Below are 17,015 nucleotides of genomic sequence, written 5' to 3' on the forward strand. Positions count from 1 at the left end.
TTATAAATTTAATAGTCATGACAGAAAAGAATTACGATCCTGACAATGACCACTGTCCGGAAAAAGACACGGTAGAAAATCTTCACCAATTACAGGGAAGTAACAATAAATCCGGGACCATCGAAGAATTTACAGCCGATGATGCAAATCATTATTCTTCCGATAAAGTCAAGGACCTGAAACAGAACTCCGATGCTGAAAATAGTATTGCAAAAAAGAAAACGAACTGAAAAGAAGAGTAAATAACAATAATCATTACACTTTTACAGTTTAAAATTGAATCTGAATTGTTTTCAGATTTTATAAATGTTTAATTAAAAATTGAAAATATGTCAAATTTCATTAATCCATTATTAGTTGGAACTACAGCGCATTTAGAACAAAATACCTCCAAAATTTCTGCCAAACAATTGGTTTTGGCCGGAGTGGGTTCCCTTATCATCGGTGCTGCCCTGAAAAAAACCGGACATGCCCAAACTGGTGCCTTTGTAGCTGGTCTTGCCATTCCCCTGCTGACCTCAGCTGTCTATAAAAAAATAAAGTCCAAAAAACTGGAAAACGTAAATAAAAGTACAGACATTACCGGAAATTATTATGAGCATTAAATAATAAAGCACTTCTAAACGAAGTGCTTTTTTTTTGCTTTATTGTGAACAAACCAGTTAGAAAGAAACTAGTTAATATTTCCTTCCACCCAATTTAAGGCTTTATTAAAAGCTTCCTTTTTAAAACCACGGAATTCTCCCGGAACGATATAGCTAAAGCCATTGGTAAAAGAAATAATTTCCTCCGAGTCTGAAACAATGGCTGCCCTGTTCCATTTTCCTAAATGTTTGATGCCAAGCATGGCATCCTGAAGCCAGGCTCCCGCTGTAAAATTTTGTATATCAGTATCCAAAACCAGTAAAAAATTAATTTCATTCGTATTATTTATTAATTTTTCAACGGCAGGAACAACTATGCTTTGAAAATCTTCTTTGGTCACTTCCGCTAATGCACGAAAAGCAACGATATTATCTGTGGTATCAATTTGATGTATCATTTTTCCATTCAGTTAAAATTAGTAATGTGGATGCTTTCATTTTTTTGATATATAAGCTTGGTAAATAGCTGTTATACCGCTATCAAAAGTAATCCGAATCGCTGTTTTCCCCTTATATGATCTCGTTATAATTTTACAAAATCACTATTTATCAACAACTTAAAGATTTTATAGCGTTACTTTTTGATTTTTTAAGATCAACTGTTTTTTCAAAAATCAGATACTTTAGATAAATTAATAACTCAAAAATGATGGATCATGGAAAAGAAGCCAAAAAAATTTCCCGAGCAAAAGCAAGAGCTTCCCGGCAATGAACATAAAATGAATCCGCAACCTGAAATCATTCGGGAGAATTACACAGGAAGTGGAAAGCTACAAGGAAAAACTGCCTTTATAACAGGCGGCGACAGCGGTATTGGCCGAAGTGTTGCCGTGCATTTTGCGCGTGAAGGTGCCAATATTGCCATTGTATACCTGAAAGAAGATAAAGATGCCCTTGAAACCAAAGCGCTGGTTGAAAAAGAAGGCCAGCAATGTCTGCTCATCAGTGGTGATTTAAAAGATGAGAAGTTCTGCAAATCGGCCATTAAGAAATGTCAGACACTGTTTAAAAAAATCAATATCATTGTCAACAATGCCGCGATACAATTTCCGCAGACCGAACTGGAAAAAATTACGCCCGCCCAGCTTCAGAAAACATTCGAGACTAATATTTATCCGTATTTCTATATCACAAAGGCAGCTTTGCCTTTCTTAAAAGAAGGAGATACGATTATCAATACCAGTTCTGTGACCGCTTATCGCGGTAGTGAACATCTGGTGGATTATGCGAGTACAAAAGGTGCCATAGTAAGTTTTACAAGATCGCTTTCGACTATGCTGGCTCCTAAAAAAATACGCGTTAACGGAGTAGCTCCGGGACCTATCTGGACACCTCTTATCGTAGCCAGTTTCGATAAACTTTCCGATTTCGGAAAAGACAATCCGATGGGAAGGGCCGGACAGCCTTCTGAGGTGGCACCTGCCTATGTTTTTCTGGCCTGCGAAGACAGCAGTTATATTACGGGGCAGTTTATTCATATTAATGGCGGGGAGATTGTGGGGTAAAAAGGTTTGCCACGAATTTCACGAATTAGCACGAATTTTTTAAATAAGTGGGTAAAAAAGCGGATATACTGTTTGGTATATGCGCTTTTCTTTTATTTTGAACTGCATGGTTTTTTGTATTTTTTAAGTTTGTGATGACAGCAGTACATAAAGGGGCAACTTATTCCTGTAAACGATGGTGAATTGTGGGATAGCATCTCATTCTATCTATAAACAATTTAAAATATAACATTACGCATGGCGACAAACCCGACAGGGTTTAAAAACCTGTCGGGTTTAGATTGGCGAAAAAAAAAGCGGATATACTGTTTGGTATATCCGCTTTTTTTATTTTGAGCTGCATGGTTTTTTGTATTTGTTAAAAATGTATTGCGTAACAGGTCTTAACGCTTTCTCATTTTCAGGATGTATACCGTGCGTATTAAAAAAATCCGCTGCATCGCCTGTTTTAGCGTACCAGATAATTGGTTTTCCATTTTTAAAACAGGTAGTCGTATCACATACTGTAACTTTTTTTAGTTCAAACTTAATCTCATCAAATGGTTCAATTGTAAATGGTATTAATCCGTTTGCGCTTAAATCACAATCTACTTTTTCATAGTGATCATTTGACCATTGCATACATTGTTTCTTTGGAAAAGCATAACGGCTTATGATAAATCCGAGGCCAAAAACAATAAAAACTCCTAGTATAATAAACTTTACTTTCTTTTTGAAGTTGTCTGAAATTTTTGGTTTGAAATTTTGGATAAAATTAAATCGTTTTTGAGCTATCAGCGAACCTTCAAATTTATCTTCTTCCTCAACTTTTTCATTCTCATTCTTTTCCTCTTTTCCTTCATCATTTTCCAAAGTTGCAAATGCCAAAGGAATTTTAGGGGCAGTAACTGGATTTCCTACCTTAACTATACCCATTTCTCTGTATTTCTTAAAAGGCCGAGGCTGAAAATCTACTAAAACGGCTGCCAATTCTACGGCAAATTGATTGGCAGGATCTTTTGCCCCTCTTAAAAAACTCCCAATTGGCCTAAACTTATCTGTTTGTTCCCTAAAATGATTCCTCTTTTCGGGATTAAAGTCAAACTCAAAGAAAGAAGAGAAGGTACTTAAATCATCCGCATTACTATTTGACTTAAATCTCTCCCAACATAAATTTCTAAGATTGGCTTGTGAGGGAGGCGTTAAAAAATTAAAATAGACACCTTCTTTTTCAATCTCAAATTTTGCTCTCACAGCATTTTTATAATCTTCAAAAGTAATTTTTTGCATAAGCATTCAGGATTTTTTAGGAATTCTCAGGAACAAGCAGGAAACTCAGGAAACAGCAGGAATTCCGGGAATTCCTTGTCAATGCAGGCTTGTAAGCGTCGCATCTTTGCCATATCAAATTAGTTAACGTTTTGATCTGCAGGTCAAAAACAAATGTACAAAACTAGTTCAATTAAAAAGTGCGGAAAACCGTAAGACGGAGTTTATCCCGGGAAGTATAGATGAAAATCTTATAGTTCTACGCACTTCACTTCCCAACCTCTTAGGTATTGTTTACAAGCTCCGGACAGAATCCGGACGGCCATACCTATGTCAATTTTAAATTCTTTCAAGATGAAAAAATTAATCATAGTGGGAACATTCGCACTTTTTACAGCTACATTATTTTCCTGCACAGCAGACGAATTAGATACTCCGGTGAAAAAAGAAACTCTAAAGAAAATTGATCCGGTACCTTCTTACGCCGACGGACCTGGTGACCAGCCGGTAATTGTTTTACCACCGCCAAAATAATATTTTATTTTAGGTACTATTTTTAGTATTAATTAGTAATTTCGGGGAAAGTAACTATCATGCTACGGTCCCCGATTTTGTATTTATTTCTTTTTCTCTTTTTGCTTTCCTGCAAGGAGCATACCACTACACCGGTTGATCCTACCCTCTTTACCAAAGAAGCCAAAATACTTCAGGAGAAGGGCTTTTCCAATTTACAAAAAAGCAACTTTAACAGTGCCTTCTATTACTTTAATAAATCAAAAATAACATTTGAGACCTATAAGGACAGCACCAATATTGTCTACAATTTGATGCAGATGGCTTATATACAGCAAATAAATGGCGATTATTATGGCAGCAAGGAAACCTTAACCGAATCCCTTCCCTACCTTAAAAATGACAATAATTACGCAGTAGCGATCAATAACTTTTTCGGAATTGCCGATAAGGAACTTTCCTTATACGATGATGCGATTCTTTATTATAAAAAAGCCATTAAAGATTCAAAAGACACACTATCCAAACAAGCGCCTTTAAATAACATTGCCGTTGTTTATATCAAACAAAAAAAATATCCTGAAGCGATAGCTATTTTAGAATCTATAGTGAAGAGCAATATTTTAAGCGATAAAATAACAGATAAAAGGTCGCCTGAAGTCCACAAAAGCAAAGCCAGAGTGCTGGATAATCTGGGTTTCGCTTATTTTAAAAATGGAATGTACGACAAAGGGCTTGAATTTATGAAGGAGAGCCTTGCCTTAAGAAAACAGATTGATGATCCGTACGGAAGCATTGAAAGCTACCTGCATTTAGCCGAATATTATTCCGGAACTGATCGTAATAAATCGAATCAAAATGCGCAGACGGCCTATGAACTCGCTACGAAATTCAATAGTGTTGATGAGCGGCTGAAAGCATTGTCTTTTTTAATTTCCAATGGTTCGGGTACGCAGTATGCCCAGAAATATATTGTGATTAACGACAGTATTATCAAAATCAGGAACAATTTCAAAAACAAATTTGCCAAGATTAAATACGATTCCAAAAAAGAAAAAGAGGAGAACCAGAAACTGAAGTTAGAGCGGGTTGAAAACTTATTATCGCTGCAGGAAGTAAAATACCAGCGCATCTTTTTTATAATTGGTATTGCAGCGCTTTTCTTTTTTATCCTTTACCTGAGAAAGCGAAGTCGAATTGAAAAAATAAAAACAGCCTACGACACCGAAACCAGAATTGCCAAAGACATTCATGATGAACTGGCGAATGATGTTTTTAACGCAATGACTTTTACGCAGACACAATCCTTAGATACCGAAAGTAAAGAAACCCTGATTCAGAAACTGGATCATATTTATGCACGGGTGCGCCGAATTTCGAGGGAAAACAATACCATTGATACAAAACTTAATTATGCTGCCAACTTAAAGGAAATGCTTTCTACCTATAACAGTCCGGGTACCAACATAATTATTACGAGCATCGAAAATGTCAATTGGGAAACTGTTGACGACTTAAAAAAGGTAGCCGTTTACAGGGTTTTACAGGAATTAATGGTCAATATGAAAAAACACAGCGGCGCTTCTGTGGTGGTGGTAAAGTTTGCCACTGAAGAAAATTCTATCCTGATTAATTATACCGATAACGGACAAGGAACCGATAAAAATAAAATTATTAAAAATGGGCTCCAAAATATGGAAAACCGTATTCTGGCCATAAAAGGATCTATTATTTTTGAAACAGAACCCGGAAAAGGTTTTAAAGTAAAAATAACTATGCCTAAATAACTCTATATGTTTAAAAAAGTAATTGTAGCCGAAGACGTTGATGCCATCAGTTTAGGAATTGAACAAGTCTTGAAAGAATTAAATATTGTAAACTTTCAACATTCAAAATATTGTGATGAAGCATTTCTGAAAATGCGCGCCGCCATTAATCAAAATGAACCATATGATTTACTGATTAGTGATTTGTCTTTCAAAACAGGACATCGCGAAGTAAAGATTAAAGACGGTGACGAACTAATTCAGAAAGTGCGCGATTTACAGCCTGATATTAAAATTATCGCTTTTTCGGTCGAAGATAAAAGTTATCGCATTAAATCCCTTTTCGACAATTCGGGGATTGATGCGTTTGTGCTAAAAAGCATGAACAGTATTGAGGAACTAAAAAAAGCCATTCATATAGTCTCCACTTCAGATCAGACCTTTATTTCTCCTGAAGTCGCTTCGGCCTTGCAGGAAAAAAATAATTTCGAAATGGACGATGTTGATATTCAAATTTTAAAACACCTGGCTTCGGGTACTTCACAAGATGAAATTATAGAAATTTTTAAAAGCCTGGAAGTGAAGCCTAACAGCAAAAGTGCTATCGAAAAAAGGCTTTCAAAGCTCAAAGACTTTTTTAAAGCAAATAATACCATTCATCTGGTTTCGATTACGAAAGATATGGGGATTATTTAGTCCCATTATTCTACTTTTATTACGTTATCAAGCTCCTTCGGGGGCTTTTTTTATGGCCTGAATTTAAAATAATCCGGATTATGGTTTTCCGTAAAATACTGGTTTTAAATAGGTTTAAGTTTGGATTATTAAAATATAAATAAACCAAAAATCATGAAAAATTATTATGTAAACAAAAATGCACAATCGAACGGTGATCACGAAGTGCATACAGAGGATTGTAAATATTTGCCAATTTCAACTAATAGAAAACTTCTTGGTGAATATTCAAGCTGCAAGCCTGCAGTTACGGAAGCAAAGAAAACCTATTCTCAGTCTAACGGTTGCGAAACCTGTTGTTCCGATTGTCATACCAGCTAAAGTATCATGGGCTTTCGATTTCAAAAAAGAGTAAAACTTGGAGGAGGACTTGGATTAAACATCAGTAGATCCGGAATTTCTCCAAGTTTAAGAACAAAAATGGGAACTTTTAGTAAAAATGGCTATTCGACCAAAACCGGTATATCCGGAGTACGATACCAAAATAGTGGCTGTTTGGTATTCTTTCTATTTACAGGAGCCATAACATTTTTAATTTATACAATAAAACATCTATAATTATGGGATACAGAAAAGGATATTACAAAAAAGACGGAACATACGTTCAGGGACATTATGCCAATAACAGATCCAAATCGTTTTCAAATAAAAATAATGGATGCCTGGTGCTTCTTTTAGCAGCATTGTTATTGGCGTTACCAATATCATGTTCAGATTCATCTTCATCTTCAGAACCAACAACTTGTCCCACTAAAACCTGTGGTGATTTTTCATCTCAATCTGCTGCACAATCTACCTATAACAGTAATAAAAGCTGTTATAAAAATCTGGATGCCGACGGAGACGGAATTGCCTGCGAAAATTTATCAAAACAAATATCAAAACAATGATAACACTAGAACTTAAAAGCCATTTCCTCAGATTATATCAAATGGCGTTATCCGATGATCAGTTTGATGTATTAGAACTTCAGATGCTGTATCATTTTGCCGATGAACGCGGCATTCCGAAAGAGGAACTCGATAAACTTTTCCAGAATCCGGTGAATAGCGAATTTGTTATTCCCGAAGAGCTGACGACACGAATAGAATACTTATACGATTTTACAAGAATCATCTGGGCCGACGGGAAAATTACCGATGATGAATTGAATATGCTGAAGAAGTATTGCAGGAAGTTTAATTTCCTGGACGAAAACATCACTGATTTATCGAACTATCTCATTGATTGTGTGCAGAAAAACATTCAAAAGGAAGAAATTATTAGTCAATTAAATGCTTAGCTTATGAAATCACTTACACAACTATTCAGCCTGAAAAAAACCGAGGATTCTCCCTTCAGTCTTTTTCAGGAAAATGAAGAAGACAGAGAACAAATCAGAATCACCTATTACCAAAGCGGATTTGCAGCTTCTATTAAAGCAACCGGAAAACCTATTGTACTAAAAGCCTGTCTCCAGAACCTTTATATGAGTTTTGAAGACCAGTGCCGAAAACAAAAACTGGAACAGGACCGACTGAAGCAGCCGTATCGCGAAGAACAGGAAAAAAACAGAACGGAACTTAAGAAATGTGAAGCGGCCATTCGCATTTACGAAAAGAAAGAACAGGACATTAATGATAGTGTTGACCAGATCAAAAATGAAATTATTGAAGTCAAACGCAATCCTGACAAATACGGAATCGAAGACGGAAAAGGCCTGAAAGCCCAGTTTTATATCGGCTTGTTTTTGCTTCTTCCTATAACGCTTTATGTACTTGTTTTTTATATTTCAGCTTCTTATTCTGCCTTTTTTAAAGAGTTTGCCAATGATAGCCTGACAGCCGCTATTTTTGATGCGGATGCACTGACCAATTCTTTCAAAGCAAGCTGGCTTGAAGGTGTGCTGGTGGTTACGATTCCGTTTGTCTTTATGGGATTGGGTTATGTCATTCATATGGTTCAGAAAGGAAAAGGCCTTAAAAATCTCTTCAGAATGATTGCTTTGTTCCTGACCACTTTTTTGTTTGATGCCCTGCTGGCTTACCAGATCGAAAAGAAGATTTATGAGTTTAATAAAACAACCGATTCTTCCCCTTATAATCTAAATATTGCTTTGGGAGAAGCGGAATTCTGGATGATCATTTTTGCCGGATTTGTGGTCTACATTATCTGGGGACTTGTTTTTGATTTTGTCATGAAGGAATTTGAAAACATTGATAAAATCAGAGCTTTCATAAGAGGTAAAAAAGAAAATCTTCTTGATCTGGAAAAACTAAAAAAAGACTATATCAATAAGACCAATGACTTCAAACAACAGGTGATTACCATTACCGGAAAAATCTCGGAACTTCAGTCCAAAATCGATGGTTTTGTATTTCCTGTAAAAGAATATTTGCATTACCATCACCAATACAAGGAAGGCTGGTTTCAGGCCATCAATACGGAAATAGCCCTGGCTCATAAAGAAAAAACAGAACTACTGGAAAACTGTGAACTTCATTCCGAAGAACATCTGAGTAAGCTAAATTTAACCGATCCGGACTTTCAGCATTTGGTATATTTTAAAAATTAATTTTATGAAAAACGTACTAAAAACATTGACTCTTTCCTTAGTATTGGCTGTTGCTTTTTCCTGCGGAAAGGATTCTGATAAAAACGAAAAAGAATCCGTAACTAAAAATCCTGCCGCAGAAAATTATAACATTAGCCTGCTGCTGGATTTATCGGACAGGATTAGCCTGGAGAAAAATCCAAATCCGACCATGGAATATTACCAGAGGGATTTAGGATACATTAAATCGGTTTCGGAGTCCTTTACACAACATTTAAAATCCAAAAGAATACGGCAGATTAATGATAAAATGCAATTGTTTTTTAACCCTGAGCCGAAAGATCCGGAGATCAATTCGATTTCAGAAAAACTGAAAATTGTTATTGATAAAGATAATGCTTCGAAGGATTTACTGAATTCCATAAACTCCAATTATGCCGCGCAGACCTCAAAAATCTACGAATCGGCCCTAAAAGACAATAACTTTGTCGGGTCGGATATCTGGAGCTTTTTTGATGCCAAGGTGAAAGATCAATGTATTCAAAGCGGAGCTCGTAACATACTCGTTATCCTGACAGACGGCTATATGTATTACGACAGCACGATCATGAAAGAAGCCAACCGAACCACTTTTATTACGCCTGATTTTATCCGGAAAAATGGACTGAATACAAAAGACTGGGAGCAGAAATTACAAAAGGAAGATTTTGGTTTTATCAAAGCCGGCGATGATTTATCGAATCTGGAAGTTTTGGTTTTGGGAATTAATCCCGGTAAAAATAATCCCTATGAGGAGAAAGTGATAAAAGCCTACTGGACCAAATGGTTTACTGAAATGAAAGTAAAACATTTTGAAATCAAAAGTGCCGGTTTACCGTCTGATATGGAAAAAATTATCAGGGATTTTATATTGGAAAATCAGCATTAATTTGCAGCGCATTGAAACAAAACTACGTACTAAGAGGATTTTATAATCCTCTTTTTTTTTACAGCCAAAAACCAGTAGCTATTCACCGATTTACGGATTGCCATAAGCTTCCGATTTTTATTGGTTTTACATTTGAATAAATAATCAAAAGAACTAATAAATTATAAAAGATAAAATTGAAACTGTTTAAATTCAGGTATAAATACGCATCTATTGCATCGTATTCAAGTCTAAATTTATAACCTGTTTAAAATGTATCAATTACGTTCAGAATTAAACCCTGATGATTTGATGTATCATTCCACAACCTTTCTTAACAGCTGAAAATTATGATAAAAAAACTACTCTTTCTATTTCTGTTCCTGTTCATTAGCTGCAAAAAAGTAGTGCAGCCCCCAAAAATAAATAACTTCTACAAAGAAGCCATTACCGCCAATGACCGAAAAATTATTACGCCGGAAGAAGCGAAAACCTATCATGTTGATACCGATTATCAATACGAATACCGCACCGGTAAATCCGGTCATTATGAGTATAACTATGATGTCAAAGGTGTCAGCGCCCAGGGTGATTCTGTTTTTGGAAACATTAATGTCCAGGGAAAAGTTGGTGCCGGAATACTGCGTTTCGATACCATTCCGGATATTGAAATCAAAACGGAATGGACTGGTCAGGGAAAACTAAAAGCAACAGACAATCAGGCCAATGAATACTTTTTAATAGTCGATTAAAACATCAAAACTCAGCTTATGAAATATGCCCCACTCCTGCTATTGATACTCCTTACCTCTTTTCATCCTGTAGAAACGAAAGTTTATATCTGTGGTCCCGTGGGAGCAAAAAAATACCATTATAAGGAAAACTGCCGCGGACTAACAGCTTGCAGGCATGAATTGACAAAAGTATCCGTTTCGCAGGCTCAGGGCTACGGACTGACGCTTTGCGGCTGGGAAGATTAAAAGGTTTCAAATTCGAAAATTCGGTAAAAAAGAAAAGCCTGCTCAAATTAATGAACAGGCTTTTACGTAAAAATAAACTAACACAAAAACTTAATTATACCCTTGATTTTGTTTGAATACTTTTTGATCGATAACGGTTTGTGGAATTGGAAATGCTCTTCTGAACGGTTGGGAAGCCGCTTTTGCAGTTCCGGCCAGATCAAATTTTCCAAAACGGATACTTTCCGGTCTTCTTTGCAATTCCCAGTACAATTCGAAACCTAATTCTTTGTATAATTGCTCTGCATCTAAAGAAGTAAGGGCTTTTCCCGGAGCATTTGCAAATAAGGATTCTCTTGTTCTGCTGGTACGCAATTTGTTTAAATCGTCCATTGCTAAACCTGTACTTCCTTTTCTGAAATAAGCTTCTGCTCTCATGGCATACATTCCACCTAAACGGAATAACGGAATATCAACATTACTGTTACCGTTTCCTCCTTCCGGATCAAATTCATATTTAAAAACACGTGCTCCCTGATTGATTTCATTTTGGGCAAAAACAGATTTATTAGGATCTGCAAATGTTAATGTTGGCGTAAAATTCATTCTTGTACCCGTACTTTTTTCCATAAACAATGGAGAAACTTTAATACGGTTTCCTACCATTTCAAGAGATCCCGAAGGCAATAATATAGGCCCATACTGAAGTCCGGCCTGAATTCCTCTGTTAAAATGAAACCATGGCAGGTTGGCACTTTTAGGTACGATGTCAGTTGCAGGAACACTTACATCTGTACCATCATTCATAAACCAGGTACCATCAGCATATTGGTAATGCTGCTCAAATCTTGGATCGTCGTGATTACCAGCCCATGAGGCATAGAATTCCGGAGTGGTACAAGCTGCATTTGTTCCTCTGTTTGCGGCAGATGCTCTTTGGTTACGCTCCATACATACGTAAGCGAAACTGTTAGAACCGTTTCTGATGTAATCTATCTTTTGAGTAATGGCAAAAATAAGCTCTTTTCCATTTTCATTATTTCTTGCAAAGTTTTTGAAAAAATCACTTTCCAGACTATATTTCCCTGAATCGATTAGTAATGAGGTATAATAAATTACACGGTCCATGTCTGTTCCTGTACCTGATACGGCAGGTTCATTAAAATTAAAAGCTGACGCAGCATTATAACGGTCTTTAAATACCGCACGATTCAGGTACATTGTAGCTAAAAAGGCATAACCCGCTTGTTTGGTGAATCTTCCGTGGTGGGTACGTTGTGTACCAATGTCAGCTAAATCAGGCAGTAAAGCTTCAACATCAGTGATCAGTTTATCAATCTGAGTATCTGCTTTTAAAATTTGTAAAGTCGCTTTTGGATCCATTGGATCTTTATAGGGAGCCTGTCCGTATAAATCCAAAGTGGTATACGTGTAAAAAGCCAAAAGTGCTTTTGCTTCTGCAGTAAATAATTTCTTTTCAGGAATTGAACTTTGTTCAGCCGATTGGATAGCTGTTATACAACGTGTGATACCATTTGTTAATAGATCCCAGTTGCCTACAATAATTGAATTACTGGAGCTCCAGGTAAATTCGTGCATGTCTCTCCATTTTCCGCCATCTCCCCAGTCACTCCCGCGGGTTGGCAAAATAGCTTCATCTGTAGTATATTCCTGCATGGCAAAAATGGCTCCATGATCAACGAAGGTTCCGTCACCCAATCTGTCATAAGCGGCAGCAAGTGAACCCGCAGGATCTGAAACTGTATTTCCGGGTATTTCATCTAAAAAAACTTCATCCAGATCGGTACAGCTGTTCAGAAGAAAAATAAAAGAGAATAATGTTAAAAATTTTATGCTTAAAAATGTCTTTGTCTTCATAATTTATAATTTTAAAGTTGCTCCGAAACTGAACGTTCTCGAAGTTGGATAAGCTGCGTAATCAATACCGATAGACTGGTTTCCGTCGGTTGCTTTAGGAGTGTTTACTAATGGATCAAATCCTGTGTAATTTGTAATTGTAATTAGGTTATTTCCTGTAACATAAAGTGTTAAGCCATTCATCCAGTTCAATCCTTTCAAATCAAAATTGTACCCTATACGTGCCGCATTTAATCTTATAAAATCAGATTTTTCCAGGAAAAGTGTAGACAAAATTGGCGAGTTTGTTGGGTTTGCCCCTGACTCATAATATCCTGTTGCCACGTTACGATCTGATGCTAAGTTGTTAATATTTAAAGCATTCAATCCTGTATTATTCAACAAATAACCACCTGTTTGTCCAATAATTGAGAATGAAAAACTAAAGTTTTTATATCTCATATCACTGTTGAAACCGTAATAAAAAGTTGGCAAAGCTCCTTCAATAATAATTCGGTCGCTGTTATCAATTTTACCGTCTCCATTCTGGTCTTTAAATATGTTTGCTCCATTTTGATCAAAACCAGTGTGCTCTAACAAATAGAATGAACCAGCCGAGTAACCGCTTTTGTAAATATTAGCATTAACACCTGATTGTCCAGGACCGGAAATAGCACCTGTTAAGATTTCTGAAAGCGGTAAGTTTTCAATTTTGTTGTTTAATGTTGATCCGTTCACATCAACATTCCAGCTGAAATCTTTGCTGTCGATGATTTTAGAACCCAGGGTAATCTCAATACCCTTATTAACAATTTTACCGTCAATATTTGTCCAGATAAATTTTGTCTGACTCAAAGGAGTTGAATTTATAAACAAAATAGCATCTGTAGTTGTTTTATTAAAATAGTCTACAGTTCCATAAAATTTGTCATTCCATAAATTAAAATCAAGACCTAAATTATATTGTGTAACAACTTCCCATTTTAAATCCGGATTTGCTGTTCTGGAAACAGAAACACCATTTACAAGATTTAAATCATCATATAAATAATATCCGTCCGGGCCAGCCAAAGAGTAACTGGCCTTAGTTTGTTTATTTGGTACTTCCTGATTTCCTGTTTGTCCCCAGCTTGCTCTAAGCTTTAGGTTATTGATTGTTTGAGAATCTTTCAGGAAATTTTCATTAGAAATATTCCATCCTAAAGCAAATGAAGGGAAATAACCGTATTTGTTATTATCTCCAAAACGTGTAGAACCATCAGCTCTCATAGAAGCTGTCAATAAGTATTTATTATCAAAACTGTAATTTAATCTTCCGAAATAAGATTGCAATTCGTTTTCCTGAGCATAACCTGTTGTACCAGACTGCGTTCCTGCAAAACCTGGATTAATAGATGGTTTTACACCTGCTCCCTGCGCTGAAATTCCATCAATACTGAAACTTGTTCCCGATCTTTCAAATTTTTGATAAGAGAATCCGCCAAGAACTTCAAATTTATGTTTATCTAATGCCTTACTATAAGTTAGGTAATGTTCAATCAATGAATTTTTTGAATCCAGATTGTTCTGAACATATTTACCTTTTGGATTTAAATCGGTAAGGTTGGGATAAATTGTAGTATTTCTTTCTGATGTAGAGCGATCTATACCAATATTTAATTTATATTCTAATCCGTTGATAATTCTGAAAGAAGCCTCCAGATTTCCTAAAACTCTTAACGTACGCGTTTGATCTTCATAAATGCTTAATAAATAAGCCGGGTTATAATGTGCGTTCATATTAAAATTGGTGTACTTTCCGTTAGCATCAAAAACGGATCTGGTTGGATTAGCCATCAGAGTATGTACGATCAATTGTCCGTTAGAACCACCATCATCACTTGTTGGAACTCCATCATCTGTAGTCTGGCTCGCAGTAAGATTCAGTTTTACATTTAAACGTTTGTTGTCTAAAAAGGATTCGGCAGCATTAATCCTACCGGAAAGACGTTTAAAATTACTGTTATTAATAATTCCCTGCTGATCCATTTGTGCAACAGATGCATAGTAGTTGCCTGACTCTGTTTGTTTAGCAAAAGACAATGAATTATTTTTAGTAACTGCACTTCTAAAAATAACATCCTGCCAGTCTGTGTTTCCGCCATGATCAAATGCTTTATCTTTTATAGCACTTCTATATTGTTTTGCATCTAAAACATCTAATTTATGAGCAACTCCCGAAACTCCCATATAAGAGTCAAACGTTAATGTTCCTTCGCCTTTAGATCCTTTTTTAGTGGTAACCAATACCACTCCATTAGATCCTCTTGCCCCGTAAATAGCCGCTGCAGAGGCATCTTTAAGAACTGTAATCGATTCGATATCACTTGTATTCAAAAAGTTTAATGGATTTTTTGCAGTTGAACTTCCAAAACCAACATTAGTTCCGGCAGGGCTGGTATCATCATTAGACAATGGCATACCATCCACCACAAACAAAGGTGTGCTTCCGCTTCTGATAGATCCAACGCCACGAATCGTAACATTTACACCAGCTCCCGGCTCACCGCTTGTACTCACCACACGAACTCCGGCCACTTTTCCTTGCAATAGATTATCGACAGAAACGTTTACACCTTGCTTAAAATTAGTCGCTTCTAGCTGTGTTACCGCTCCGGTAACGTCTTTTTTAGACTGTTTACCATACCCTACAACCACAACTTCACTCAATTCTGAGGTATTTGGCTCTAATTTTATGGTCATGAAATTCTGTTGTACAGCAACCGTTTTCGTTTGATAACCCAAATAAGAAATTTCAATTGTTTTGCCTTCCGTTACCGAAAGTTCGAATTCCCCGTCAAAATTAGTAATGGTAGCATTTTTAGTGGCTGTTTCTAAAATAGTTACGCCCGGCATTGGTACATCGTTTTCGTCAACAATCTTTCCTTTTACCTTAATTTTGTCTGCTGCTTCCGAAATTTTAACCGGAGCAGTTTTCTGAATTAAAACTAATTTTCCGTTGATGTTGTAATTGAAATTCGCTTTTTTAGAAAGGTCACTTAAAATTACAGCTACAGATTCGTTCGTATAATTTACTGTGTAAACCGTATTATCTGAAATAATGGCTTGCCCGTAACTGAATTTGTAATCTGTTTGCTGGCTTAATTTCGAAAAAATAGAAACCAGTGTTGCTTTTTCTATTTTATTATTTACATTTGATTTTTTGTAATGCGTTGTACTGTAACCACTTTGAACGGTCAGTAACGCCAGCGCTAAAAAGAAGATTCCCTTCAGAAGATTTAAATTGATTCGTTTAAAATACATGATTTAAGTTATTGGTTTTTCGATACTTAATTATTAATCGCAGTTGTTCTCAGCAGCTGCTTTTTTTGTTTTTTTAATTCACTTGTATTATTCCGTCATAGGTGCTGAATTTTAGGTTTGTGATATAGTTTATTTGTTTTAGGACACTATCAAGTGAAGCATTCTTTTCGATAAAAACAGTCACTGGCGTGGTGAGCACAGCTTCGTTTTTGCAGGAAAAAGTTACTCCGTACTTATACTGTAAAATGGTAATAACCTGTTTTAATGTCGCCTGATTGAGCGTAATGTCTGTGTTGTACCAATTGATTGAAAGTGATTTATCGATTGCAAGTTTGGTCAGTTTGTCACCGCTAAACAAAGCTTCTTCATGCGGAACCAAATCAACACTCTGATCTTTCGTAGAAACATTTACTTTTCCGGTTACCACAAGTACTTCACATTTTGATTTTGAAAACTGAATATGAAAAGAGGTTCCGACAACCCTTGTTTTGATTGGTCCGGATTGAATAATAAAAGGATGTTTTTTGTCTTTTGCCACGTCAAAAAAAGCATTTCCTTTCAGTAAGGAAACTTTTCTTTCGTCGCCCTTAAACCGGGCGGGATACTGAAAAGAAGAATTTGCTGCCAGATAAATTTTCGTACCATCACTTAACCGGATTGATTTTGGAGATGATGCAGTTTTAAATGTTAATTGCTTTTCGATTGATGCACTCGGCTTATAAAGAATTCCTAAACCAACAAGAAAAAGAATACTGGCAGCAGCCATATATTTCAAATACGGACTAAAAATTTTCTTCTTCGCTATATGAAGCTGAATCCCTTTGTATATATTTTGGGAAACTTCGTCGCTGTTACCCATCGAAGCATCGTCCCATTTTGATTTTTTAAATTCAGTAAAGGCAAAATGATCTAATAAATTTTCCTCCGCTTTTGAGGTTTTATGCTGAGCACTTTTTTCTATAAGATACCCTAAACTGTGTTTGATTCTCTTTATCATAATACTTATTGTTATGTATAAGTACCGGAAACCGGAAATCGTACTATC

At 36.1% G+C, this 17,015-nt stretch carries 19 protein-coding genes; 14 read left to right on the top strand and 5 right to left on the bottom strand.

The annotated features are described in order from the left end of the window. Nucleotides 1–17: 17 nt before the first annotated feature. Together D0817_RS05415 and D0817_RS05420 are read left to right on the top strand one after the other, a co-directional pair. The gene (locus D0817_RS05415; RefSeq protein ID WP_127337385.1) at nt 18–230 is read left to right on the top strand and encodes a hypothetical protein; all 213 of its coding nucleotides are present in this window, start codon (nt 18–20) and stop codon (nt 228–230) included. Between the two features lie 99 nt (nt 231–329). Then, on the top strand, nt 330–605 hold the full coding sequence (locus D0817_RS05420; RefSeq protein WP_238160824.1) for a PrgI family protein: 276 nt from the start codon (nt 330–332) through the stop codon (nt 603–605). 68 nt (nt 606–673) lie between these two features. Here D0817_RS05420 and D0817_RS05425 read toward each other — a convergent pair whose 3' ends face one another. Beyond that, complete coding sequence (locus tag D0817_RS05425) at nt 674–1,042, bottom strand: SpoIIAA family protein (protein ID WP_127337387.1); 369 nt, start codon at nt 1,040–1,042, stop codon at nt 674–676. Nucleotides 1,043–1,300: 258 nt separating this feature from the next. Here D0817_RS05425 and D0817_RS05430 point away from each other — a divergent pair, with 258 nt between their 5' ends. Then, complete coding sequence (locus tag D0817_RS05430; protein WP_127337388.1) at nt 1,301–2,149, top strand: SDR family oxidoreductase; 849 nt, start codon at nt 1,301–1,303, stop codon at nt 2,147–2,149. Nucleotides 2,150–2,476: 327 nt separating this feature from the next. Here the strand turns inward: D0817_RS05430 and D0817_RS05435 are convergent, their stop codons facing one another. Beyond that, entirely contained in the window at nt 2,477–3,418 is a 942-nt protein-coding gene (locus D0817_RS05435; RefSeq protein ID WP_127337389.1) for a hypothetical protein, read from the bottom strand. 333 nt (nt 3,419–3,751) lie between these two features. On the opposite strand from D0817_RS05435, the gene D0817_RS05440 reads away from it, so the two are divergent. The 11 genes from D0817_RS05440 (at nt 3,752) to D0817_RS05490 (ending at nt 10,831) form a co-directional block, all read left to right on the top strand. Next, complete coding sequence (locus tag D0817_RS05440; RefSeq protein ID WP_127337390.1) at nt 3,752–3,931, top strand: hypothetical protein; 180 nt, start codon at nt 3,752–3,754, stop codon at nt 3,929–3,931. 59 nt (nt 3,932–3,990) lie between these two features. Beyond that, the gene (locus D0817_RS05445) at nt 3,991–5,697 is read left to right on the top strand and encodes a tetratricopeptide repeat-containing sensor histidine kinase (RefSeq protein WP_127337391.1); all 1,707 of its coding nucleotides are present in this window, start codon (nt 3,991–3,993) and stop codon (nt 5,695–5,697) included. 6 nt (nt 5,698–5,703) lie between these two features. Then, nucleotides 5,704–6,372, top strand: a complete 669-nt coding sequence (locus tag D0817_RS05450) for a response regulator (RefSeq protein ID WP_127337392.1) — start codon at nt 5,704–5,706, stop codon at nt 6,370–6,372. A gap of 153 nt (nt 6,373–6,525) precedes the next feature. Continuing rightward, the gene (locus tag D0817_RS05455) at nt 6,526–6,732 is read left to right on the top strand and encodes a hypothetical protein (protein WP_127337393.1); all 207 of its coding nucleotides are present in this window, start codon (nt 6,526–6,528) and stop codon (nt 6,730–6,732) included. A gap of 6 nt (nt 6,733–6,738) precedes the next feature. Further along, nucleotides 6,739–6,969: a DUF4236 domain-containing protein gene (locus tag D0817_RS05460; protein ID WP_127337394.1), complete on the top strand. Its 231-nt coding sequence runs from the start codon at nt 6,739–6,741 to the stop codon at nt 6,967–6,969. Between the two features lie 2 nt (nt 6,970–6,971). Continuing rightward, nucleotides 6,972–7,301: an excalibur calcium-binding domain-containing protein gene (locus tag D0817_RS05465; RefSeq protein WP_127337395.1), complete on the top strand. Its 330-nt coding sequence runs from the start codon at nt 6,972–6,974 to the stop codon at nt 7,299–7,301. Continuing rightward, nucleotides 7,298–7,693 (top strand): hypothetical protein, encoded by a 396-nt coding sequence (locus D0817_RS05470; RefSeq protein WP_127337396.1) that lies wholly within the window; start codon nt 7,298–7,300, stop codon nt 7,691–7,693. The genes D0817_RS05465 and D0817_RS05470 overlap by 4 nt, the downstream gene beginning before the upstream one ends. Nucleotides 7,694–7,696: 3 nt before the next feature. Beyond that, nucleotides 7,697–8,965: an ABC transporter permease gene (locus D0817_RS05475; protein ID WP_127337397.1), complete on the top strand. Its 1,269-nt coding sequence runs from the start codon at nt 7,697–7,699 to the stop codon at nt 8,963–8,965. Nucleotides 8,966–8,969: 4 nt separating this feature from the next. Next, a complete protein-coding gene (locus D0817_RS05480) occupies nt 8,970–9,872 on the top strand; it encodes a hypothetical protein (RefSeq protein WP_127337398.1) in 903 nt (300 codons plus the stop codon). Between the two features lie 329 nt (nt 9,873–10,201). Beyond that, entirely contained in the window at nt 10,202–10,603 is a 402-nt protein-coding gene (locus D0817_RS05485; protein WP_127337399.1) for a hypothetical protein, read from the top strand. 18 nt (nt 10,604–10,621) lie between these two features. Beyond that, entirely contained in the window at nt 10,622–10,831 is a 210-nt protein-coding gene (locus D0817_RS05490; RefSeq protein ID WP_127337400.1) for a hypothetical protein, read from the top strand. A 90-nt stretch (nt 10,832–10,921) separates the two neighbouring features. Here the strand turns inward: D0817_RS05490 and D0817_RS05495 are convergent, their stop codons facing one another. From D0817_RS05495 to D0817_RS05505, 3 genes are all read right to left on the bottom strand, one after another. Continuing rightward, entirely contained in the window at nt 10,922–12,688 is a 1,767-nt protein-coding gene (locus tag D0817_RS05495; protein ID WP_127337401.1) for a RagB/SusD family nutrient uptake outer membrane protein, read from the bottom strand. A 3-nt stretch (nt 12,689–12,691) separates the two neighbouring features. Continuing rightward, nucleotides 12,692–15,970 (bottom strand): SusC/RagA family TonB-linked outer membrane protein, encoded by a 3,279-nt coding sequence (locus tag D0817_RS05500; protein WP_127337402.1) that lies wholly within the window; start codon nt 15,968–15,970, stop codon nt 12,692–12,694. A 73-nt stretch (nt 15,971–16,043) separates the two neighbouring features. Further along, nucleotides 16,044–16,967 (bottom strand): FecR family protein, encoded by a 924-nt coding sequence (locus D0817_RS05505; RefSeq protein ID WP_127337403.1) that lies wholly within the window; start codon nt 16,965–16,967, stop codon nt 16,044–16,046. Between the last annotated feature and the right edge of the window lie 48 nt (nt 16,968–17,015).

Source organism: Flavobacterium cupreum (assembly GCF_003996965.1).
Lineage (GTDB): Bacteria > Bacteroidota > Bacteroidia > Flavobacteriales > Flavobacteriaceae > Flavobacterium > Flavobacterium cupreum.